This is a genomic window from Paraburkholderia sp. RL17-373-BIF-A, assembly GCF_046030175.1.
Lineage (GTDB): Bacteria > Pseudomonadota > Gammaproteobacteria > Burkholderiales > Burkholderiaceae > Paraburkholderia.
On the sequence record NZ_JARESO010000053.1, the window covers coordinates 25,400 to 46,354 of the forward strand.

23 protein-coding genes and 1 pseudogene are annotated in these 20,955 nt (G+C 58.4%); 11 read left to right on the plus strand and 13 right to left on the minus strand.

Translation table 11 applies throughout. The annotated features are described in order from the left end of the window. Positions 1 to 27: 27 nt before the first annotated feature. From P0D80_RS38545 to P0D80_RS38590, 10 genes and pseudogenes are all read right to left on the minus strand, one after another. Positions 28 to 1,359: an aspartate aminotransferase family protein gene (locus P0D80_RS38545; RefSeq protein WP_408291648.1), complete on the minus strand. Its 1,332-nt coding sequence runs from the start codon at positions 1,357 to 1,359 to the stop codon at positions 28 to 30. 31 nt (positions 1,360 to 1,390) lie between these two features. Continuing rightward, the gene (locus P0D80_RS38550; protein WP_408291650.1) at positions 1,391 to 2,452 is read right to left on the minus strand and encodes a C45 family autoproteolytic acyltransferase/hydrolase; all 1,062 of its coding nucleotides are present in this window, start codon (positions 2,450 to 2,452) and stop codon (positions 1,391 to 1,393) included. Between the two features lie 129 nt (positions 2,453 to 2,581). Further along, on the minus strand, positions 2,582 to 3,436 hold the full coding sequence (locus P0D80_RS38555; RefSeq protein ID WP_012427335.1) for a MurR/RpiR family transcriptional regulator: 855 nt from the start codon (positions 3,434 to 3,436) through the stop codon (positions 2,582 to 2,584). Positions 3,437 to 3,860: 424 nt separating this feature from the next. Continuing rightward, positions 3,861 to 4,367: a gamma-glutamylcyclotransferase family protein gene (locus P0D80_RS38560; protein WP_408179973.1), complete on the minus strand. Its 507-nt coding sequence runs from the start codon at positions 4,365 to 4,367 to the stop codon at positions 3,861 to 3,863. A 368-nt stretch (positions 4,368 to 4,735) separates the two neighbouring features. Then, positions 4,736 to 4,969: a hypothetical protein gene (locus P0D80_RS38565; RefSeq protein ID WP_408179972.1), complete on the minus strand. Its 234-nt coding sequence runs from the start codon at positions 4,967 to 4,969 to the stop codon at positions 4,736 to 4,738. After that, on the minus strand, positions 4,966 to 5,541 hold the full coding sequence (locus P0D80_RS38570; protein ID WP_408179971.1) for a hypothetical protein: 576 nt from the start codon (positions 5,539 to 5,541) through the stop codon (positions 4,966 to 4,968). Before P0D80_RS38570 ends, P0D80_RS38565 begins: the two co-directional genes overlap by 4 nt. Positions 5,542 to 5,589: 48 nt before the next feature. Continuing rightward, on the minus strand, positions 5,590 to 6,807 hold the full coding sequence (locus tag P0D80_RS38575) for a pyridoxal phosphate-dependent aminotransferase (protein WP_408291654.1): 1,218 nt from the start codon (positions 6,805 to 6,807) through the stop codon (positions 5,590 to 5,592). Beyond that, positions 6,807 to 7,298 (minus strand): annotated as a pseudogene (locus P0D80_RS38580) (RraA family protein); the annotation flags it as partial. The pseudogene P0D80_RS38580 and the gene P0D80_RS38575, both read right to left, overlap by 1 nt. Before the next feature lie 149 nt (positions 7,299 to 7,447). Further along, on the minus strand, positions 7,448 to 8,131 hold the full coding sequence (locus P0D80_RS38585) for an RraA family protein (protein ID WP_408291656.1): 684 nt from the start codon (positions 8,129 to 8,131) through the stop codon (positions 7,448 to 7,450). Between the two features lie 20 nt (positions 8,132 to 8,151). After that, positions 8,152 to 8,811, minus strand: coding sequence for an RraA family protein (locus P0D80_RS38590; RefSeq protein WP_408291658.1), 660 nt, complete (start codon positions 8,809 to 8,811; stop codon positions 8,152 to 8,154). 174 nt (positions 8,812 to 8,985) lie between these two features. Here P0D80_RS38590 and P0D80_RS38595 point away from each other — a divergent pair, with 174 nt between their 5' ends. Then, complete coding sequence (locus tag P0D80_RS38595) at positions 8,986 to 9,906, plus strand: LysR substrate-binding domain-containing protein (protein ID WP_408179966.1); 921 nt, start codon at positions 8,986 to 8,988, stop codon at positions 9,904 to 9,906. 65 nt (positions 9,907 to 9,971) lie between these two features. On the opposite strand, the gene P0D80_RS38600 is transcribed toward P0D80_RS38595, so the two are convergent. Beyond that, positions 9,972 to 10,781 (minus strand): alpha/beta fold hydrolase, encoded by an 810-nt coding sequence (locus tag P0D80_RS38600; RefSeq protein WP_408179965.1) that lies wholly within the window; start codon positions 10,779 to 10,781, stop codon positions 9,972 to 9,974. Positions 10,782 to 11,208: 427 nt separating this feature from the next. On the opposite strand from P0D80_RS38600, the gene P0D80_RS38605 reads away from it, so the two are divergent. From P0D80_RS38605 to P0D80_RS38630, 6 genes are all read left to right on the plus strand, one after another. Further along, positions 11,209 to 12,114: a LysR substrate-binding domain-containing protein gene (locus tag P0D80_RS38605; protein WP_408291661.1), complete on the plus strand. Its 906-nt coding sequence runs from the start codon at positions 11,209 to 11,211 to the stop codon at positions 12,112 to 12,114. A gap of 111 nt (positions 12,115 to 12,225) precedes the next feature. Further along, positions 12,226 to 13,416, plus strand: coding sequence for a CaiB/BaiF CoA transferase family protein (locus P0D80_RS38610; protein ID WP_408291663.1), 1,191 nt, complete (start codon positions 12,226 to 12,228; stop codon positions 13,414 to 13,416). Between the two features lie 13 nt (positions 13,417 to 13,429). Then, positions 13,430 to 14,395: a hydroxymethylglutaryl-CoA lyase gene (locus P0D80_RS38615; protein ID WP_408291665.1), complete on the plus strand. Its 966-nt coding sequence runs from the start codon at positions 13,430 to 13,432 to the stop codon at positions 14,393 to 14,395. A gap of 1 nt (position 14,396) precedes the next feature. After that, positions 14,397 to 14,783: a VOC family protein gene (locus tag P0D80_RS38620; RefSeq protein WP_408179961.1), complete on the plus strand. Its 387-nt coding sequence runs from the start codon at positions 14,397 to 14,399 to the stop codon at positions 14,781 to 14,783. A 201-nt stretch (positions 14,784 to 14,984) separates the two neighbouring features. Beyond that, positions 14,985 to 16,298 (plus strand): dicarboxylate/amino acid:cation symporter, encoded by a 1,314-nt coding sequence (locus P0D80_RS38625; RefSeq protein WP_408179960.1) that lies wholly within the window; start codon positions 14,985 to 14,987, stop codon positions 16,296 to 16,298. A gap of 292 nt (positions 16,299 to 16,590) precedes the next feature. Next, complete coding sequence (locus P0D80_RS38630; RefSeq protein ID WP_408179959.1) at positions 16,591 to 17,580, plus strand: D-2-hydroxyacid dehydrogenase; 990 nt, start codon at positions 16,591 to 16,593, stop codon at positions 17,578 to 17,580. Positions 17,581 to 17,780: 200 nt separating this feature from the next. Here the strand turns inward: P0D80_RS38630 and P0D80_RS38635 are convergent, their stop codons facing one another. Both P0D80_RS38635 and P0D80_RS38640 read right to left on the minus strand, forming a co-directional pair. Next, complete coding sequence (locus tag P0D80_RS38635) at positions 17,781 to 18,053, minus strand: hypothetical protein (RefSeq protein ID WP_408179958.1); 273 nt, start codon at positions 18,051 to 18,053, stop codon at positions 17,781 to 17,783. 547 nt (positions 18,054 to 18,600) lie between these two features. Further along, entirely contained in the window at positions 18,601 to 19,086 is a 486-nt protein-coding gene (locus tag P0D80_RS38640) for a hypothetical protein (protein WP_408291668.1), read from the minus strand. A 188-nt stretch (positions 19,087 to 19,274) separates the two neighbouring features. On the opposite strand from P0D80_RS38640, the gene P0D80_RS38645 reads away from it, so the two are divergent. The 4 genes from P0D80_RS38645 (at position 19,275) to P0D80_RS38660 (ending at position 20,862) form a co-directional block, all read left to right on the plus strand. Beyond that, positions 19,275 to 19,484: a hypothetical protein gene (locus tag P0D80_RS38645; RefSeq protein WP_408291670.1), complete on the plus strand. Its 210-nt coding sequence runs from the start codon at positions 19,275 to 19,277 to the stop codon at positions 19,482 to 19,484. A gap of 73 nt (positions 19,485 to 19,557) precedes the next feature. Further along, positions 19,558 to 19,776 (plus strand): hypothetical protein, encoded by a 219-nt coding sequence (locus P0D80_RS38650; protein WP_408291672.1) that lies wholly within the window; start codon positions 19,558 to 19,560, stop codon positions 19,774 to 19,776. Positions 19,777 to 19,966: 190 nt separating this feature from the next. Then, positions 19,967 to 20,239 carry a hypothetical protein gene (locus P0D80_RS38655; RefSeq protein WP_408179954.1) on the plus strand — a complete coding sequence of 91 codons (273 nt, stop codon included), beginning with the start codon at positions 19,967 to 19,969 and terminating at the stop codon, positions 20,237 to 20,239. Between the two features lie 128 nt (positions 20,240 to 20,367). Then, complete coding sequence (locus P0D80_RS38660; protein ID WP_408291674.1) at positions 20,368 to 20,862, plus strand: hypothetical protein; 495 nt, start codon at positions 20,368 to 20,370, stop codon at positions 20,860 to 20,862. Positions 20,863 to 20,955: the final 93 nt, after the last annotated feature.

Sequence of the window (20,955 nt, forward strand, 5' to 3'; positions counted from 1 at the left end):
TCGCAAGTCGTGGTGGTGTCGTAGTTCTCAGATGGCGGACAACAGCGCGCCGCTGACCGAATCCGTGAACCGGCTGACGATTTCGTCGATGTCGCGCTCGGTGCAGATGAACGGCGGCGCCAGCAGCACATGATCGCCGATCTGGCCGTCGACCGTGCCGCCCATCGGATACACCATCAAACCACGCGCGAACGTCTCGCGCCGGATTGCCGCGTGCAGCTTGAGGCCGGCGTCGAACGGCGTTTTGCTGGCGCGGTCCTTGACCAGCTCGACGCCGACGAACAGCCCCCGTCCGCGCACGTCGCCGATATGCGCATGCTGCGCGTAGTGCTCGCGCAGCCGGCCACGCAATTGTTCGCCGCGCGCCAGCACATTGGGCAGCAGCTTGTCTTCCTCGATCACGCGTTGCACTTCGAGCGCCGCGGCGCAGGCCGTAGCGTGGCCGATGTAGGTATGGCCATGCTGAAAGAACCCCGAGCCGCCGACGATCGCCTGATAAATCCGCTCGCTCACCAGCGTCGCGCCGATCGGTTGATAGCCGGCGCCGAGCCCTTTGGCGATGGTCAGGATATCCGGCGCGACGCCGTCTTCCTCACAGGCATACAGGTAGCCGGTGCGGCCCATGCCCGACATGATCTCGTCGAGAATCAGCAGGACGCCGTAGCGATCGCAGACCGCGCGAATCTTGCGGAAGTACTCGCGCACCGGCGGCACGGCGCCGGCCGTCGCGCCGACCACCGTTTCCGCGACGAAGGCGGCGACCGTGTCCGCGCCGAGTTCGAGAATCTTCTGCTCCAGTTCGTCGGCGAGACGCTGCGCGAAGCCCTCTTCGGTTTCGTCGGCACGTTGCTCGCGGTACGCGTAACACGGACTCACGTGATGCGCTTCGATCAGGATCGGCAGGAACGGCTCGCGGCGCCACGCATTGCCGCCGATCGCCAGCGCGCCCAGCGTATTGCCGTGATAGCTCTGGCGACGCGCGATGAAATGGCGGCGCTGCGGCTCGCCCTTCTCCACGAAATACTGGCGCGCGAGTTTCAGCGCCGCCTCGATCGCCTCCGATCCGCCGGACACGAAGTACACATGCTCGAGCCCTTGCGGCGCGCTCGCCACCAGGCGGTCGGCGAGTTCTTCGGCGGGCGCGGTGGTGAAGAACGACGTGTGCGCGTACGGCAACTGCTGCGACTGCCGTTTGATCGCGTCGATCACGCGCTGGTTGCTATGGCCGAGACACGAGACGGCGGCGCCGCCGGACGCGTCGATATAGCGCTTGCCGGTGGAATCGATGATCTCGATGCCGTCGCCCGCGACGGCGACCGGCAGCGACTGTTTCGGCGAGCGATGAAAAACGGTGGTCATGGTGTTCGGTTCCTGTGGTTTCCGCAAGCGCTTAGGCGCCGGCTTGTTCAGATGCCGTGCGGGCGATGAAGGTGTCGAATGCGCACTGCCCTTGCCGGTAAACTTTCATCGACACACCGGCAATGCCGATGTCGAAGAGCGCGGTGGCGAGCGTGTTTTCGTCGTCCGGATCGAGCGGATCGTCGCGGTAGATCGGCAAACCCGAGGGCGCGCGATCGTGTAAGACGTCGAGCAAGGCGGCGGGTTGCAACGGGTGGGCGATCGCGGGCAACAAGGCCTCCACACGCAATTGACGGTCTCGCGAGGAATCCGTGACGATTTGCGCTTCGGCTTCGCAGCCGCGATGAATCATGTGGTTCGCGTGGCCGTAGCGGTGCGGCACGGTTTGCACGGAACATCGCTGCGCGCTTGCTTCGACGCTGAAGATGCGCGCGTCGCCCGCACAGCCGAGCGTGTGATGAAAGCCGCTCGCGGCCGGCGTGTCGCGCAGAATGTGCAACGCTTCGTCGAGCGAAGCCGCATCGAGTACGGCACGCGCGAGGATCATGCGCGGCACGCCGGCAACGGGCGTGCGAATGCGCAAATTGTTGATCGCCTGGACGACGCCGGCGCGGCTCACGGCAAAGGTGTGTCCCGGCAGCGATCCGGGGTAATAGAAACTCACGAAGCCAGGCTTGCCGGCCGGCCGAACCTCGACCAGCGCGCAACGCTCGCGCAGAAACGGATCGCCGTCTTCGTTATGCGCGATGAAGCGCGTGTCGCCAACGACCGCCGCCAACGTGGTGCAACCGTCCGGCGCGTTGTGAATCAGTTCGCCGCGGCAGTTCCAGAGAAACACGTCTTCCGCCGGCCAGCCGAGGCCCGCCGCCATGCCGTCGAGTTCAGCGAGCAGCGCCGGGAAATGCGCCTGCGCCGCGTCGCGCAGTTCCCGCACGAACGGAGTGCCGCGCCAGCGCCGAACCGCCTGCCATGCGCCGCTCTGTTTCATGTAGTCGCCGAAAACCGGACGCGCGAACTCACCTAACTGGTAGCCGATGTCATACGGCTCGCCGCTCACCAGCAAAAGACTCAAACCCTGCTTCGACGCCACCATTCGCACCCATTCAACAATCGGTACGTATTTATACGTTAAAACAACATTTGTTGTCAAACGCCGCGACGCCGAACCAGATAGAGCGGAGCTGCGTCGCGCACGATCTCCGCTCGATCCAGACGGGAATGTTCAAGGCACGTACGCGCCCTTCGCGTGCAGCGACTGCTCGGCGATGGCGAGTTGTTCGACCGCATCCGCGCCTTCCAGCGCAAGCAGATGCGCGACCAGCGATTCGGCCAACGCCGTAGCCGCCACCAGCGATGGAAAGAACGAAGGACTCTCGTGTGAAAAGATCAGCACCTTGTCGGCGTTCAAGGCGATCGGCGATACGGCGCTGTCGGTGATGGCAATCAGCTTGCTGCCCTTTTCCAGCGCGGCTTCAGCTACGCGCGCGGCTTCCACCGAATACGGCGCGAAGCTGATCACGATGGTCGCGCTGTCGCGCTCGATCGTGCGCAACTGCATTTCCAGCGTGCCGGCCTCGCCGTTGAGCAGGGACACCGAGGAACGGAACAGCCGGTAACCGTACACGAGGCCGAATGCGACGGCGTAACAGGAGCGGAAGCCGGCCACGTGCACATGCGGCGCGCGCCGCAGCAGACGCGCGGCTTCCACGATTACACGGCCGTTATGCGCGGCGGTGACCTCGAGATTGTGTTGTTGAGCGACCAGCAGATCGTTCGCCAGCGCGTCTTTCGATTTGACGAGCGAACGCGCGCGGCTCGTAAGCGGCTCGGGCCGCGTGCGCACGCGCGCGACGAACAGGTTGCGCAATTCGTTCCAACCTGGGAAACCGAGTTGCTGCGACAGGCGCACCAGCGAAGCCGGTTGCACCTGCGCCCGTTCCGCCACTTTGCGCATGGACGAGACCGCAACCTCGTCGGGATGGTCGAGCAGGAAACCCGCTCCCATCTGAAACTGCGGACTCAGTTCGGAAAAGCGCGCCCGGATCAGGGCGGCGAGCTGGTCGAAACTGTCTGGCATGCGGATGTACCGGGCGAACGGTCGATAAGGATGACAACAAATGTTACCACCCGGCACCTCGCATCCAACAGCAGTTCCAGCGTGCTGGTGGCACGCAAACAATACCTGTCCTATCGCAATCAAACCTGTCCCAGCTAGCTTTTCACAAAACAAACTGGCCCAACTTGGAGGGGCTTCTCGTCCCAATCTCGCTAACCGGCTGATTTGATTGCGCAATGGCCACGCAAGCGCAACAACAAACATCCGGGCGAATGGCGTCTTCTAGGGCGTTGCAACAATTACAATGGCAATTGGATACAAGAGAGTTGTATCTGCGTCAAATCTACCCGTTGCAAAATCAAAGACTTAGCTGCCGGCATCGCAAACAAAGCTGGCCTAAAAAAAGCCAGTTGCAAACAACATCTGGCCTAGCGCCCTTGCCCAATCAGTCGTACAGACGAGCCTCCTTCTCGGCCCTTGAGTGCTGGGGGTCGTCAACGGATGCGACGGCTTCGACGGCACGAATATAGCTGGCTGGAAGGCCAGCCTCACGGGCGCCAATGAATACATGCTGTTTGTACCAGTGATACGGCGTTAGGCCCAACCGTTTGCTCGTCGCGATGTATGTGAGCGCGGCCAAGCCGCCAGCAGCGGTTTCAATCTGTACTGTCTTAGATTCATAACCCGCGCCTGCCCCCTCGAATCTGTCGAGCACCGGATGGTCTCGCAAGGCCACTCCGAAAATGACACCGTACACTCTGTCGCCAGCAACCCCACTGTTCTCGCAATCGCATTTGCCCGACCCGCCCATACTAACCTTGTCGAACGCGAGTCTGCATCCGCTTACGAACCCTGACGCGACGACCCTCGCAGACGGCACCCTTGCGACCAATCGGCGTGCCGACATGTTCGAGCCATACGCGAAATACGCGAATTCGTCGGTTGTGAGCATGTTCGCCCCCTCAATTGAACGGCCGGTGTCAAACCAATTCTGAGCGCAAATTCGCTAGTCAGCTTAACCGGCCGTCGTCGCTGCAAACAATTCCGCGTAGAGGGTGCGCTCCTCGGGGACAATCGCCATCCGAGCGACTTCGCGGGCTGCCGTGATGGCGGCTCGTAGCTCCTGCGTACTCCAATTTGCTCGTGTGGCCGCTGCAAGGAATAATGAAAGCGAACTACCGCGCGCTGACTCCGTGAACCGGTTCGAGAGAATTCGCCTTGGCTTTTTGTCGTCAAGCACTACGCTCCCGAAACCGTCGACAGCTAACGCTTGATGAATCAGTCCGAGCGTAAGCCATGTTGGCAATGCGTATGTTTTGTTTAGCTCACTGCTTCCGCCACTTCCACTTCACGATAGTGATGCGTTGGCGGAATATCGTGTTCGCCATGGTCCTGCTCCTTGCCGGCAAGCAACGCTGCTTCGTGCTTCACCGCACAGGGCAGGTAAAACGGAACATAGACGATATGTCGGACATATCCGCCTTTCAGAATATGTATTGCCAGGCCCGTACCAACCGCTCCTTCCAGGTTCTGTGAAATCCAATCCTCACTCATCTGGGCAACCTTTTACCTGCAGGCCTACTTGCTGTGCCCGCCGGCGCGTTGCCCGGCGAAGGGGCTCCAGTCTTGACTGGTCCGTTGCCGCCCCTCTTTTTCCCCCTGAAACAAGGGGGCGGCGCAACACCAGCAGCATCCACCGGAGGCTCAAGCAACTCGTCTGCTCTAGGGCGCACTGCGTCCTTGATGCGTGATGCCACGCCAAGCTTCGGCGACATATTCCGCTTTCCTTCCGGGTCCTTCATCGGCTTGTCGACCTTCGACGACTTCGCCTCCACGATAGCAAACGGCTTCCCTTCGTTCGTTCCCGGGTTCGCGCGCCAGACGCCATCAATGCCGTGACCTCGCGGCCGCAAATCGAAGAGCTTGTTCAGCTTACCGTGGTCATTCAGCTTCCCTGGCATCTCAGCGCCCGGCTCATGCGACCATTTGCCGAGCAGCCCCTGGTCGTGCGCTTCCCATCCTTTTCCCCAACCGAGCGTCTCATAGCAATAATAGTCGGCGATGTGCTCGCCGAGGATGCCGGTGATTCCGGTTGTGATGTCGGCCACCGCGAGCTTCGCGTTCACGACACCCGGACTCGACGATGCAGACGGGCGGTTAGCCTTCTGCGCAGCTCAGTTCGAAAGGGTTTCGCAGAATCGCTTGATTGATTCGCACGCCCGGTGCAAAGCCGCGTCATCAAGCGCGTAGGCGATACGAATGTATGGCCCAAGGCCGAAGGCACTCCCGTGAACGGTCGCGACGCCCGCATGGTCCAGCAGCCCATTGACCACGTCTTCGTCTGACGTCAGCCGTAGGCCTGCCGGAGTGACCTTGCCAATAAGTCCTTCGCACGAGGCAAACGCGTAGAACGCACCCTGGGGTATCTCGCATCGCAGGCCTTCCGCTGCATTGAGCTGTGCCACCAAATAGTCGCGCCGGTGTTGGAAGGCTAAGCGCGATTCACGAACGAAGTCCTGTGGGCCGCTGAGCGCGGCCATGGCGGCATATTGCGAGATGGAGGAGGCACCTGACGTTTGCTGCCCCTGGAGCTTCTCCATGGCATCAATAAGCCATGTCGGACCGGTCCCGAAACCATTTCGCCATCCGGTCATTGCATACGCCTTCGATACTCCATTCATCGTGAGAACGCGGTCGCGTAACCGTGGCTCTACCTGAGCGATAGTAGAGAACCCCAAGTCATCGAACACGAGATGCTCGTAAATGTCGTCCGAAAGAACCATGACCAGCGGGTGAGCAAGGAGCACCTGCGCTAATGCCAGCAACTCCGACCGGCTATACACAGCCCCGGTCGGGTTAGAGGGCGAATTGAGAATGAGCCATCGGGTGCGAGAAGTGATTGCTCCCTCAAGCAGTTCCGACGTGAGCTTAAAACCGCTTTGTACTCCGCACTCGACGAGTATCGACGTTGCGCCACATAGCTGAACTATTTCCGGATAGCTCACCCAGTACGGTGCAGGAATGATGACTTCGTCGCCTTCATTGAGCGTGGCGGCGAGCGCGTTGAAGATGACCTGCTTCCCGCCCGTGCAAACGATGGTTTGCCGCCAGTCGACATCAAGGTCGTTTTCGCGACGAAATTTTTCGGCCACCGTCTCGCGCAGCGCTCGTAAGCCTGCGACCTGCGTATATCGGGTGTGGCCGCGTCGAATTGCATCGATGCCCGCCTCTCTTACGTGTTCAGGCGTATCGAAGTCCGGCTCGCCGGCGCTCAAGGATATGATATCGACTCCTTGTGCGCGCCTGGCCGCAACCCGGTCGATTACACCATAGGTGGCCGAGGGCTTCGCTGCTGCAAGGAAACGGTTCAGTTCGTGAGCGGACGCTGCCATCAGGCTTGCCTCCAATTTGACAGGCCGAGCAGGTCGAGAGTGGAGCGACCGCTAGCTAGTGCGTCCATCATTTTCACCTCCTTATCGGCTCGTGCCTGCCCGTCTGACAGAGTCGACTGGACGCGTTCCGCCGGGATAACAATAACGCCGTCGTCATCGGCCACCACCAGGTCTCCAAGAGCTACTGGCGTACCGGCAAAGTTTAATCTGCGCCCAACCGACGGCACGCTGTCTTTTAGCGTTCCGCGCTCAGAGACGCCACGCGCGAACACCGGGAATTTGCGCGCCGTAAGCGCCGCAATGTCTCGTACACCACCATCGATGACCAAACCCACCACGCCCGCTGCTTCAGCAGCGACAGTGAGCACCTCCCCCCAGTAGCCGGCTATGAAACCGGACGCCGATACGACGAGAACGCTGCCAAGTGGCACACGTTCCATAGCGATGTGAATCGCAAGGTTGTCACCCGGCGCGCACTCGACAGGATAGGCCGCGCCAGCAACCGATGCGCCGGGCTAAACTGTTCGAATCGCGGGGTCCACCGAGGCCGTCGAAATTCCGGACGCCTCATATAGGGTGGACGTGCCAAGGCGCCGGGCTTGCGCAAGGGACGCCTCATCGTAAGCAATAGTCGTGTTCGTCATGATGCTTTCCGTTGCAGTGTGTGATAGCCGAGTGCGGTCCGCGCCTCGCGAATCGTCGCGCCGTTTGCGATACGTTCGCGGATGGAGCTTTCGACAGATTCAATTTGTCGTGCCTCCTCGGCGACTTCTCGAGCGCGGGCGCGCGGCACAATGACTACCCCGTTGGCGTCAGCGACCACGATGTCCCGAGTAGCGACTCGTACCGTTCCGACCGCGATTGTCGTGTTGACAGATTCGACCTGCACGCGGTCTTTGCCTGTACGCATAAATCTACCGGCCGTGAAGAGCGGATAGCCGTCGCCCAACGCCTTACTAACATCACGGCAGACTCCGTCAATGACGGTGCCAGCAACTCCTCGCAACCCAGCGTACTGGGTCATGATGTCACCCCATACCGTGCAGTCGGTCCGGCCATCGTTATCAATTACGACCACATCACCTTCTGCAACGTCGTCGATGAAGTCTCCGACGGTGCCCGGCGGAACAGATGCGGGTATGTACTTGACCGTGAACGCCGGTCCAACGATGGGGTACGCATAGTCGGCTAGTGGCGCGATGTTGAATGCCTGGCCATGTAGACCAAGCTGGTCCAATGCGTCCGACACGCCTGGGGTGTCGAGGCCATCGAAGAGCGCAACCAACTCTTTGTCTTCTGCGCTCGCCTTCTGAGGGTTCGTCATGTGCATCACTCCGAGGAAGATTATTGTGTGCGAATTGCTTCGAATTCTTTGTCGTGCATCACTTCGGCGACGGAGCGTCCCGCACGAACCGCGGCCACCATGCCATCCTGCCGACGTGTGATTCGCTCGCCCAAGTCGAGTATTTCTTCGATTCGAGAAGCAGGCACAAATACCGTGCCGCAACGGTCGGCGACCACATAGTCGTCCTCGTGCACGGTTACCCCGTCAATCTGGACGGGCTTCCCGGAGTCAATCTGAACGACGCGATTTCTGGCGCTTATCATCGTGACGCCGCGGCCGAAGACCGGATAGCCGATGGACTCGCTACCCTCGATGTCCCTGCTTACGCCATCGATGATTGAGCCGCGAATTTTCTTCGCAACTGCGGCATTAGCAAGGATGTCTCCCCAGCAGGAGATTCCCTCCAGGCCACCGCCGATAACCAGAACGCGGTCATCCGTTGTTACAGCGTCGATAACAGGCGAGATGAGGTGAACTGTCGGAGTCGCATCGGTCTTGGGGCCAAGGAGGATGGTGCTCGCCCGGCCGACAACCTTCGGGCAATCCCAGAGTGGACGCAAGCCATAGGTCGCACCTGGAAGACCAAGGAAGTCGAGTGCATCAGAAACTGTGTTGGTGTCGAGTGACGCCAGCCGGTCAAGCGTTGAAGTATGGGTCATTTGGCGATGGTCCGAGTGAACGATACCCAATCGTCGGCTCATTGCCCTGATATGTAAATTCGCAATCAGGTATCTGTCTGATACGATTCACGGATGACTCAGCACGTCCGCACGGAGCCAATATTCCCCGGCCGTCCGAGACCCGGTATTGGTTTGACAATAAGGTCCATTGAAATGGCAACCATTGATTTCCGTCTAATCCGCCAACTTTGGATGTTTCTTGCAGTCGCCGAGGAGAAACACTTCGGGCGGGCCGCGCAGCGCTTAAACATGTCACAGCCGCCGCTGACGGAGCAGATAAAAGTGCTCGAACAGTCGCTGAAATTAAACCTGTTCGAGCGCTCCCGCCGCGGCACGCAACTGAGCGCAGCCGGCGCCGCGATTCTGCCGGCCGTTCGCCAGTTCGCCGACCAGGTGGAGCGCCTTGAGCGAGTAGTGCGAGAGGTCGCTGCTGGGCAGACCGGTGTGCTGCAGGTCGGCGCAATCACTTCGGCCATGCTCGAAACGGTGCCTGAGGTTTTGAATGCGTTGAAGCACGAATACCCAGACCTGACGGTCTTCATTCGGGAGATTGACAGCGTCGAGGCAGTACCGGCCCTGGAGGCAGGCGAACTCGATGTGGCGTTTGTGAGGCTGGATGGGAATGTCGGCCATGGAATCGCAACGATGCCACTGGCCGAGGACAGACTTGCAGTCGCGGTGCCGCGGGACCATCCCTTTGCAAAGCTCTCCCGGGTCCGGTTGCGGTCACTGGCCGACGAATCACTTGTCATGTCCTCGCGACAGGTGAGCCCGGCTTACTTTGATTTTCTGACGGCGGTCTGCCAGTCCCATGGCTTCGCACCCCGGGTCTTGCACGAGGTTCGCTCAGTGACGTCACAAATCGCTTACGTCGGCTGCGGGCAAGGAGTCGCGCTCGTGCCGGCGTCAACGCGCAAGCTTGCTTCCGAGAATGTTGTCTTCCGCCCGCTGAAGGAGCGCGTCATGGTCGTGACCGCTGCGCTTGCATGGAATCCGAACCGCCACCATCCGATGGTCGATGCAGTAGTTTCGCACGCAAAACGCGCACGTACCAGACCCGCCTCGAGTGTTTAGGCGCCTATGACTGCCTTACGGCGACGCAGCGGGAAAGTTTGGCGTGTCGAGTCTCGGCCTGATGGTTACTGGGGAACGACATACCCAAGGAAGAACGCGATTCTTTTCCACATCTCGACGGGGTTGGAGTACATCGGAAAATGGCCGGAGTCCGAAATGCATGCTAGCGTCACACCCGATTCTTCCAAGCACGAAAGGTAGGACAGGCCGGCATTCTGCTCGCCATACATAAACATCTTTCGACACGGCAGTTCGACGAACTTCGTAAGGAGGTCGCCATGGTCGGAAAGCTCAACCATCGACGTAAAGATTCCGTGAACGGCTTCTGCACGGACCTTGTGTTGGAGGCTTGCCGCGTACAAAGAGCTCGAGAAGTCGTTGGCTTTCCAGTTCCGGTCGATGAAGTCGGCAAAGAACTGGTAAGGGTTGTCGGACGGATGGCTCGTGATTTGCCTGCTCAAGAAGCAGTCTTCAGGTGCGACGTTGCCCTCGATGTCGATGAAGCTTAGGACGCGTTCGCCTTCCTCGTGAGCGAGCATTAGCGACGTAAGGCCGCCCATCGAGTGCCCAACCAGATGAAATTGCTCTACCTCCAGACGCGTCAGCACTCCTCGTGCGGTATCGACGAGAAATGGCATAGATACTGCCGAAAGATTGCTACATTCGCTCTCGCCGCAGCCTGGCGCGTCGTAGGCAATGAACGGGCGTCCGGAAAACGCTGGCAGTCTCGCCATGTCGGCGTAGTCTTCCTTGGTAGAACCGAACCCATGGAGAAAAATTACAGGCTCGCCTACACCGGGCCTATGTATCGCCGCGATACTCAAAGACACACCGTGAACGAGCAGTTCGAGCTTTTCCCGCTTGACGTCGACCATGGATGCTCCCAATACAGTCAGTTGATGGTGCGGTCATCTGATGGTCCCGCTTACCCTACCCGGCATATCCTCAGGTTTCGAATCTGATATGTACAGTCCGGATTCGGTATCTCTGTGATACGAATTCGCTATTTCCACCAGCTGTTACGCGGTGCTGCCAACGGGAGGCGAACTGCGCGCAAAGAAAGCGCGGGCTTTCAAGGCCTGAGAATACGAGAGCCGGTGGCAACCGTCCAAGGCGCACTGCCAAGGAAATGTAGCGCAAGCTGTCCAGTCGCGAATGTGTGGCTTATGTTGCTATCGAATAGCAACGCTGCAGCGCTTTTCTGCTGCCCATATCTTCTGCTTTCGAGTCGTCGAACTTGAGGCTCCGGTTTCAAAACTAGCGGCTGAGCTAGTATGTATGTAACTTCCCATTGGTCACCCTATGTCGAGCTTTTTTCACTACGACCTGCAGTCGCTCAGACTCTTTATCGTCGTTGCCGAACTCGGTAGCCTGACTAGAGCTGCTGAGCGCACGAACATGACCCTGTCTGCAGCCAGCAAGCGAATCGCTGAGCTCGAACGAAGCACCGAGTGCACGCTCCTCCTCCGGCAACCGCGCGGCGTCGAACTGACCGCTGCAGGCAAAGGGTTGCTCGCCCACGCACGGCAGGTGGTTGAGCGCGTAAACCGCATGGCCAACGAAATGAGTGACTATTCAACGGGGGTTCGTGGGCACGTGCGGATGTGGGCAAACACCTCCGCCATCGTCCAATTTTTGCCGCGCGATGTACGTATCTTCCTTTCCGACAACCCCACCGTCAAAATCTCGCTGGAGGAACGGCTCAGTGGAGAAATAGTGGCCGCAGTGACAAGCGGTGATGCCGACATTGGCATCTTCGCGGACAATGTTCCAGCCCCAAATATTGAGAAGGCCGTCTATAGGCAGGACAAGCTTGTCTTGCTCGTGCCGAATGGCCACCCGCTCGCGACCCTTCAACAGGTCGCATTTGTCGACACACTCGACTTCGAGTACGTCGGCTTGAACGAGGGAAGCTCACTACTCGCCCGTTTACTCGCCGCGGCAATCACCGCTGAGCAGACGCTCAAGGTTCGCATCCAGGTAAGCAGTTTCGATGGTATCTGCCGAATGATTGAGCAAGGCTTGGGTATCGGCGTCTTGCCTGAAGCCGCGGTTCGAAACGAGATTCTCGCCGCGGGCCTGCGGCCCGTTCAGCTTGTCGACGACCGGGCAATCAGGACACTCTGGATTGGCACCCGGTCTCTCGAAGCGCTGTCGCCTGAGGCAGTCCGCCTGTTCAACTTCATGTCGGGTCGGAAAGAAGCGTAATTCCAACCCTTTCCAAAATGGAAAGGGTGCTGGAAAATTCTTCGATTTTCACGGGCGTCGGCTTGTCGCACAGTGAAGCATCGGTAAAACGAAGCTTCACAGGAGACAGCCGTGACAAAACCGCTCGCAGGTATACGCGTGCTCGAGATGGGGCAGCTCATTGCCGGCCCCTTCGCCGGGAAAATGCTCGCTGAATTCGGAGCGCACGTAACCAAAATCGAACCTCCCGGCGCCGGCGACCCGCTGCGCAAATGGCGTCTATTGCATGGCGGCACCTCGGTGTGGTGGGCCACGCAATCGCGCAACAAGGAATCGGTCACACTCGACCTCCGTTCGCCTGAAGGTCAAGACGTAGCTCGCAAGCTCATCGCGGAAAGCGACGTTCTGATTGAGAACTTTCGTCCCGGCACGCTCGAAGCCTGGGGACTCAGCTGGGACGAACTGCATGCGCTCAATCCACGTCTTGTCATGCTGCGCGTATCGGGCTACGGGCAGACGGGGCCATACCGCGACCGCCCCGGGTTTGGAGTCGTAGCCGAGGCGATGGGCGGCCTTCGACACCTCAGCGGTGAACCTGGGCGCACGCCAGTACGCGTCGGCGTTTCCATCGGCGATTCGCTCTCCGCACTGCACGGCGTAATCGGCATTCTCCTGGCGCTGCGTCATCGCGACCAGAATGGCGGCCAGGGGCAACTTATAGACGTTGCGCTCTACGAGTCGGTCTTCAATATGATGGAGAGCCTGCTGCCCGAATATTCTGTCTTCGGCGCCGTGCGCCAGCCTGCGGGCAGCAGCTTGCCCGGCATCGCACCTTCGAACGCTTATCGTTGCATCGACGGAAAGTACGCTCTGATTGCGGGCAACGGCGATAGCATCTTCCGCCGCCTGATGGACCTTATCGGTCGTCGTGACCTCGCGGAAGACCCAGCGCTCGCACAAAACGACGGCCGGGTAAAGAATGTCGAGCGCATCGATGCAGCCATCGCTGAATGGACGGCGAGTCAGTCGCTCGACGACGTTCTGGCCGCGCTCAATGAAGCTCGAATCCCCGCTGGGAAAATCTACGACGTAGAAGAGATCGCAAGCGACCCGCACTACCTTGCCCGAGACATGATTCTCGACACACAACTGCCCGACGGAACTCCAGTAAAAGTACCGGGGATTGTGCCAAAACTCAGCGCAACCCCAGGCACTGTTAATTCATCTGCGCCGACACTCGGTCAGCATACGGACGCTGTACTTGAAAGGCTCGGCATAGACGCCGCGACGCGCGAATCATGGCGTTCTCACGGCATTATCTGAAAGGAGCGTGATGATGAAAGGTCAACCCATTTTTATCCACGAAGTCGCCACTCGCGATGGTTTCCAGAATGAAGCCCAATTCGTCGATACCGACGATAAGATTGCCCTGGTCGACCGGCTAAGCAAGTGCGGATACGCGAAAATCGAAGTAACGTCGTTTACATCTCCGAAGGCGATACCAGCCCTACGTGATGCTGAAGCGGTTATGCACCAAATCAAGCGGCACGAAGGCGTAATTTACACGGTCCTTGTTCCCAACATTCGCGGTGCCGAGCGCGCATTGTCCTGCGGCGTGGATGAAGTGAATCTTGTGATGTCGGTCAGCGAAAGCCACAACCGCACCAACTTGCGCATGAGCCGCGAACAATCCTTCGCGCAACTTCGTGACGTTATTAGCGTCGTGAACCAAACCGAGGTCGCGATAAACGTCTCCCTCTCCACTGCAATGGGATGCCCGATGGAGGGCGACATTGCTAAACAGGAAGTCCTCGCCTGGATGCAGCGTTTCGCGGACCTCGGTGTGCACGGGGTCACGCTCTGCGACACTACCGGTATGGCGTTTCCCTCACAAGTTCGCGCCTTGTGCCAAGCCGCGTGCGCGCGATTCCCTGCGCTCGAGTTGACCCTGCACTTCCACAACACGCGCGGTATGGCTCTCGCCAACACACTCGCCGCGCTCAAAGCAGGCATCGACCGTTTCGACGCTTCGCTTGGCGGCCTCGGCGGCTGCCCGTATGCGCCAGGGGCAACTGGCAACGTTTGCACGGAAGAGCTTGTGCATATGCTGGAACTCGACGGCTACAACACCAGCGTGAACCTTCCGGACCTGCTTGCTGCCTCGGCTCTGCTTCCAAGACTTATTGGGCACGATGTGCCAAGTCAATTGCTTAAGGCGGGTCGGCGCATGGACCTGCACCCTATGCCATCTCTCGCCAGTGATGGTCGTCCTGAGCAACGCGCATTTGAAACGGGGGTCTGACGTGGGGTTCATTGACCATCTGGACCATCTGGTCTTAACGTGCGTTGATTTCGAAGTCACGAAGCGCTTTTACACGGAAGTCATGCAGATGCAACTCGAAACATTCGGTGAAGGACGCATTGCTTTCCGGTTTGGCAATCAGAAAATAAACGTACACGTGAGAGGTTCTGAGTTTGAGCCAAATGCGCATCTACCTGTTCCCGGTGCGCTCGACCTGTGCTTTATCGCAGGTGTTCGGTTAGACGACGTTGTCACACACCTTGAGCGATGCAACTGCCCAATCATCGAAGGACCAGTTGAACGCACCGGTGCCACCCAGAAAATCCGCTCTGTCTATATCCGCGACCCCGACTTCAACTTGATTGAAATCGCAGACCTCCAGGAATAACGCAGTAAAGGGAGGCGTCGCTTGGTACACGTAATCTCGACTGACAGGCTCCTCGTCTTGCGAACTTTATGCCGGTTCGCGTCGTACGGTTCGAACAAACAAGACGCTAACCAGAGTCAGGAAGCATTTTCAGTATTGGTTCAAACCCGGTGAACGGCGCATAAGCCGACCCGAATCCAGTAACGATGTAGGAGACACATCATGAGCATTGCAACGGAGGCATCAGTCCACCCGCAGCCCGCCCCTCGCACCCGAAAGCGGTGGTTCCACCACCTGTACATTCAAGTCTTGATAGCGGTGGTCCTGGGCATTATTCTCGGACACTTCTATCCGTCCGTCGGCGAAGCAATGAAGCCTTTAGGAGACAACTTCCTGAAGCTCATCAAGCTCATGATTGCTCCATTGATTTTCTGTACCGTGGTCCACGGCATCGCGAGCATGAACGACATAAAGTCGGTTGGTCGCGTCGGCGTCAAATCACTCATCTATTTTGAGGTAATGACGACGCTGGCCCTTGCCATCGGCCTGATAGCAGTCAACATATTGAAGCCTGGCAGCGGAATGCATGTGGACCCGCGCACACTCGATGTTTCAGCTATTGCCGCCTACACAAAGGCTGCTCACGACCAAAGCGTTGTCGGCTTTATATCCCACATTATCCCAACAACGGTGTTTGGGGCATTTGCAGAGGGCGACATTTTGCAGGTGCTGTTCGTGTCTATTATCTTCGCCTTCGCACTCCAGATGCTCGGTGAACGCGGCAAGCCTTTGCTTTCAGTAATTGACGCCGGCGCGAACACCTTCTTCAACATGGTCCGCATCGTGATGTATGTCTCGCCGATCGGTGCGTTTGGTGCAATTGCCTTCACCATCGGCAAATACGGTGTTGTGTCGCTGGGTTCCTATGGTCAGTTGCTACTCACCTACTACCTCACCGGCCTTGTCTTTGTGTTTGTTGTTCTGGGGGCAGTCTGCCGCCTCGCTGGATTTAGTCTGATAGCGTTTCTGCGCTATATCCGGGACGAGCTGCTTCTTGTCCTTGGCACGTCCTCGTCGGAGTCCGCTCTGCCTCGGCTCATGGCAAAGCTCGAAAAACTGGGCTGTGACAAGTCTGTCGTCGGACTGGTAGTTCCTGCTGGATACTCGTTCAACCTCGACGGAAGTTGTATCAACATGACGGTTCTGGCAATCTTTATCGCGCAAGCTACCGACAGTACACTTAGCCTCGGACATCAACTTACTCTTATGCTAGTTCTGTTGCTCACGTCGAAGGGCGCCGCGAGCGTCAGCGGAGGTGCATTCATTGTTCTGGCAGCTACACTGAGTTCGGTACCCGGCATCCCGGTAGCGGGCTTGGTGTTGGTACTGGGGGTGTACCGGTTCATTTCGGAGGGGGGAGCCATCATTAACGTCATCGGCAACGGCATTGCGACGATAGTCGTTGCAAAATGGGAAAAGGCCCTCAACCGCGAAACTTTCAAAACTCAACTCTCGCAAGGACCACAAGACGATTGAAACGGGTTTTCATTGACACCGTAAAGCGCCCTCAAAGTCGCGTTGAGGTCACCGAGAAGTGAGCAAGGGTCCGGAGCGGTCGTTGCGTCCCGAACCCTTTGCTTTTCCCTATCGACACCCCTCTTCGGACGATTCTCCGGTCAACACTCGAGGTTGAGGCACTCTAGGGTCAAGTCTTACCTTCAGCATCGCTGGGGTCCGCCACGAACTCCCGAAGCTGCCGCCTTACCGCCTCCGTAGCGCGCGATTGGCGGGAGCCGCCCCTTTTTGTTAGCTAACAGGCCCAATACAAATGAATCCATCATCCTCTCCTTTGCGAGTCGTCTTCCTCGACCGCTCGACCATTCCGCCGACCACAAAACTTAAAGAACTTCCTTTCAATCACGAGCTCGAGCTCCACGAAACTACGACGTCTGACCAGGTTCTTGACCGAGTTCGCGACGCTGACATCGTAATTACCAACAAGGTAAAGCTCGGTGCTGATGTGATTACCCAAGCGAAAAAGCTTAAGCTCATCGCTATTGCCGCAACCGGCGCCGATAACGTCGACACGGGTGTATGCAATCAGATGGGTGTTTCAGTCTGCAACGTGAGGAACTATGCGGTGCACACGGTACCCGAGCACACGTTCGCACTGATTTTTGCCCTGCGGCGAAGCCTGACTGCATACTGCTCGGCGGTACAAGCCGGCCGCTGGCAAGAGTCCGGCCAATTCTGTTTCTTCGACTATCCCATCAAAGACTTGGCGGGTTCCACGCTTGGCATCATCGGCGACGGTGCGTTAGGGAAAGCGACGGCAGAAATCGGCAGAGCGTTGGGGCTAAAAGTCCTATTCTCAGCTTTCAAAGGGCGCGACGACATGGGGATGCTATACACCCCGTTTGAAAAAGTCCTTGAAGAGTCTGACATCATTACTCTTCATTGCCCGCTGAACGAACAGACTCGAGACCTCATCGACGACGCCGAGTTTGCTACGATGAAGCGACGGCCACTGCTCATCAACACAGCACGTGGTGGGCTAGTGAACGAGGCAGCGCTAGTTAGGGCCATGAACCGCAACCTGATTTCTGGCGCCGGATTTGACGTTGTTACCCGGGAGCCCTTGTCGGAAGACAATCCACTGAATGAAATTCTGAATCATCCAGCGTTCATCCTGACGCCTCATGTGGCTTGGGCGAGCGAAGAGGCGATTCAAGCGCTTGCCGACCAGCTCCTGGACAACATTTCAGCCTACGTGGCAGGCGAACCGCGAAACATCGTGAATACGCCTATCCAGCGATAATACATATCGTTCCCATGTGCCAGGTTCGTCATTCAGGAACGATAGCGCACCGGTGCATGCGCAAGAAAAAGGAAACCAGCACTCGCAGTTGGCGCAACCACTGGGGAGTGCCGCTGTCACTTATTGCGGCAAGCTCGCTGTCAAGCAGCTCTATCACAAGAAGCCGGCTACTATTCTTCCTACTCCGATATCTTCTGCGGCTAGTCCCCAAACGGGTTGCCGGTGTCTTTCACTTCGGTACTAAGGTTGTATTCCGCACGCACGGCCTTGAGCACGCCCTCGATGTCGCGCTCGAAGCCGACTGCGTTGCCGAAGTGGGTCATGTTCCAGTTGCAGCCTGTCTTGTCAGCTTCTTGCAACTGTGGCCGCGGCACACGAATCTTCACGCCATCCTCGACTATTTCCCGCAGTCGATGGATTCGCCGGTTGACCTCCTGCTGAAGCTGCGAGGCATTGAGCGTCTTGCGTATCATCTAGGTCTCCCTCCGGTTGCTCAAAGCCAGTCTAGCGCAAATGAGGCGTTCCGCGGCCGGGCGCTGAACAGCAAAGTGCCTGAGAGAGAGCAGGCGCCTTGGTTCGTCGGGGTGCGTCTGTAAGTCAGTACGCGACAATCACTACGCCGCTGCCGCAAATGCCACGACCACCGATGCGCGCATCGATTGCTCTTTTTATGGCTAGTCTGGCGAACAGCTTTATACCAGCGACTATTCCTGCAGGCGTCGACGCACCATTGCCAGCAGGACCACCATCAATCGCGTCTGCAATCGGAAACTTTCAGCGGTTCCTTCACATTTCCAATCCACCGCGGCGGCTTTGCGTGACGGGTTACATAAAGATGTAATTGCGCGAGTGCTTCACGCTATCGTAGTTTGTCGGCTTTGGCCTGACCGAAGGGACTCGTACACGCGTATGAAAGTGAGGGGTCGTAGAGTCACCGACTATCCAGTAATGAGGACAATTCATCGGTACCGTAGTCGCAGAGAGCGTTTCAACTACGTGACGCATAGCAGCCTTGCTGATTCAATCCAGCAACCAGTAGGTCAACGGTGCTCTGTCGAAAGAAGGCAATGACGGTTGCCTGTTCCCAGCCCTCAATGATTCGACTCGAAAGAACAACCCGTGCGAGGCAGCCGCGATAAACGCTTCGTTGTGGAGTTGCTGGCAAATACTGCGGCGTATGTCTCCGAGTTCCTTTTGGGCTGACCAGAGCGCATCCGCGGTTTTCTGCGCCTTGACCCGCAGGACCTGCTCAATGGAAAGTCCGATGTAGCTAAGTCCAAGTCCGTCCGGGGTATGCGGCGGCTGAACGAATGCAACGGGTCGATTGCCTGCGGCACTCAGCGCGGGGCGCGACAGCCGCAATTCGCCCACACCCGCTTGCTGCACCATCAGGTCGACGAGCGCTCCGAGCGGCCAGCCCCCGCCGGGAAGTTCGGCAGACAGCGCGGGATAGCCGGTCTCAATGACCCGCCCACGGCCACGCGCGAGCTGCGACGCACGCCACAAGGACGGATGTATCTCTTCGGCGGTAGCTAAAGCGCTGGGCATGTTGCATCAAAAACCTGTATATTTATACAGTATCGTACACGCAATTTCATTGCGGTGAACTGTCACTTTTATTTGGGGAACTGGCTTCGCGACATCGCGCGCTCGGCTCAACATCCAGCTTCCTTTTGTTCAGAGGAGATTCCATCATGAGAGCGGACGAGTGGGTTCGGGAAGCCGAACGAGAATCGAAGCTTGTCGATGCCTTGTTCAAGGCGCGTTATCTGATTTCGATGCACAACGGCATGACCGTGCGCTGCGACGGCGAAGAATGGGCACTCGATTTCGTCCAGGAACTGAAGATGATTGACGCTACGTTGAAGATGGCCGGAATCGACACCCAACGGCTCAAGCAGTAGATACTTGTCGAGCCGCTAGAGTTGAGGCAATCACTGATAAGAAGCGGTACGGACGACCTTTAGAGGTCAACAGATGCAAACTGAGAAATATCGTGGGTACACGCTGTGGGGCCATGCCATCCTGCAGCAGGAAGATATCATGCGACCGGAACGATTCGCCGGAAGCGGCACAATCATGCGCGACTCGAAGGTTGTAGAGGCGTCTGGAGTGCTTGGCGCCTTCGATACTAATGAAGAGGCAGAATCAGCAGGCCTTTCATGGTGTCGTGCGTGGGTCGATAGCCACGGCTAGCGCGGAGGAGACTGATGTGAAACCACTCAGTCACAGGCGACATCCGATGTGATGCTGCTCTGCGCGACAGCTCTATCACATCTCGCGTCGAAACCCGTCGCTCTAGAGCGCCATCGCTTCGCTTCAGCTATCACCCTGACCAGCGCGGCCGAACGTATACTGGGCGAGACGCTGTGGCACGCCGGCGGGCGTGGACTGGCAGTTCGATGCGGCCGACCTGGCGCACACGAAGCTGCACGGCCGGCCGGTGGGCCGCCTGGCCTTCAATGCCGCGGAGAGCTGTGTGGCCACAGCGCTGCGGCACTTTGACAAAACCAATGCGCCGGACTTCGAAGCCGACCTCGAGGAAGCCGCGTGCTGGATGCTGGTGCGGGCCTGCGAGAATGCGCACCGGCTCGGGCTGACCATGCAGGGCTTTGACACATTCAACGAGTGGTTCTGCGACCACGTCGTCGTGACGTGATTCCAGTCGCCGCGCACAACGCACCTCACCCTGCGTTAGGCCGGGCGAGAGCGGCCCGAAGAACAACAACTTCGGAACGTTCACTTCGCGACTACGCGGCAGACGTTTCCTGACGGAGCGCATGAATCATGAGGAAGCAGTTGACCACCGCCGCAATCGCGACCTGCCTCGTGCTGGTAGCCGTCCGGGCCCAGGCTGGAACTGTCGATGTCGACTACGAGAATGCGACCTTCCGCATCAACAACGAAGACGTGAAGTTGTCGAATGGCAAGCGAGCGATACCGGCCGCGCCTGGCTCGGCGACGCAACACGTGACGCGTGTGTTCGGCAAGCCCGTCGGTGGCCGGCTTGACTCGAAGCCTGCTGCCGCGTTATTCCTGGCGGACGAACCAGGCGGTAGCGGCATTTTCAAGTACGTAGCGGTGGCATTCAGTGACTGCAGTAAGACCAACGCTATCTTCCTTGGCGACCGCATCATGCCGCGGTCGATTGTGTTCCATGGCAGCTCCATCGTCGTCACCTATCTAGACCGAAAACCGGACGAACCCATGGCTGTCATACCCAAGGTGACGAAGAGCATGACGCTTGGCTTTGATTCCAAGACCTGCCAGCTCGCCAAATAACAACACGGGACCGGGCGGACCCAACGGGGCACCGCCCTGAAAGAGCACGCATCCGACCCGGGCGTGCCGACCGCGGTTGGCCGTGCAAAATCT

Coding starts and splice junctions, on each gene's coding strand:
- P0D80_RS38545 (WP_408291648.1), bottom strand. CDS start 1,359: ATGACCACCGTTTTTCATCGCTCGCCGAAACAGTCGCTGCCGGTCGCC.
- P0D80_RS38585 (WP_408291656.1), bottom strand. CDS start 8,131: ATGACGAACCCTCAGAAGGCGAGCGCAGAAGACAAAGAGTTGGTTGCG.
- P0D80_RS38625 (WP_408179960.1), top strand. CDS start 14,985: ATGAGCATTGCAACGGAGGCATCAGTCCACCCGCAGCCCGCCCCTCGC.
- P0D80_RS38555 (WP_012427335.1), bottom strand. CDS start 3,436: ATGCCAGACAGTTTCGACCAGCTCGCCGCCCTGATCCGGGCGCGCTTT.
- P0D80_RS38565 (WP_408179972.1), bottom strand. CDS start 4,969: ATGAGTGAGGATTGGATTTCACAGAACCTGGAAGGAGCGGTTGGTACG.
- P0D80_RS38630 (WP_408179959.1), top strand. CDS start 16,591: ATGAATCCATCATCCTCTCCTTTGCGAGTCGTCTTCCTCGACCGCTCG.
- P0D80_RS38650 (WP_408291672.1), top strand. CDS start 19,558: ATGCAAACTGAGAAATATCGTGGGTACACGCTGTGGGGCCATGCCATC.
- P0D80_RS38560 (WP_408179973.1), bottom strand. CDS start 4,367: ATGCTCACAACCGACGAATTCGCGTATTTCGCGTATGGCTCGAACATG.
- P0D80_RS38550 (WP_408291650.1), bottom strand. CDS start 2,452: ATGGTGGCGTCGAAGCAGGGTTTGAGTCTTTTGCTGGTGAGCGGCGAG.
- P0D80_RS38660 (WP_408291674.1), top strand. CDS start 20,368: ATGAGGAAGCAGTTGACCACCGCCGCAATCGCGACCTGCCTCGTGCTG.
- P0D80_RS38635 (WP_408179958.1), bottom strand. CDS start 18,053: ATGATACGCAAGACGCTCAATGCCTCGCAGCTTCAGCAGGAGGTCAAC.
- P0D80_RS38575 (WP_408291654.1), bottom strand. CDS start 6,807: ATGGCAGCGTCCGCTCACGAACTGAACCGTTTCCTTGCAGCAGCGAAG.
- P0D80_RS38645 (WP_408291670.1), top strand. CDS start 19,275: ATGAGAGCGGACGAGTGGGTTCGGGAAGCCGAACGAGAATCGAAGCTT.
- P0D80_RS38600 (WP_408179965.1), bottom strand. CDS start 10,781: ATGGTCGACGTCAAGCGGGAAAAGCTCGAACTGCTCGTTCACGGTGTG.
- P0D80_RS38605 (WP_408291661.1), top strand. CDS start 11,209: ATGTCGAGCTTTTTTCACTACGACCTGCAGTCGCTCAGACTCTTTATC.
- P0D80_RS38615 (WP_408291665.1), top strand. CDS start 13,430: ATGAAAGGTCAACCCATTTTTATCCACGAAGTCGCCACTCGCGATGGT.
- P0D80_RS38595 (WP_408179966.1), top strand. CDS start 8,986: ATGGCAACCATTGATTTCCGTCTAATCCGCCAACTTTGGATGTTTCTT.
- P0D80_RS38590 (WP_408291658.1), bottom strand. CDS start 8,811: ATGACCCATACTTCAACGCTTGACCGGCTGGCGTCACTCGACACCAAC.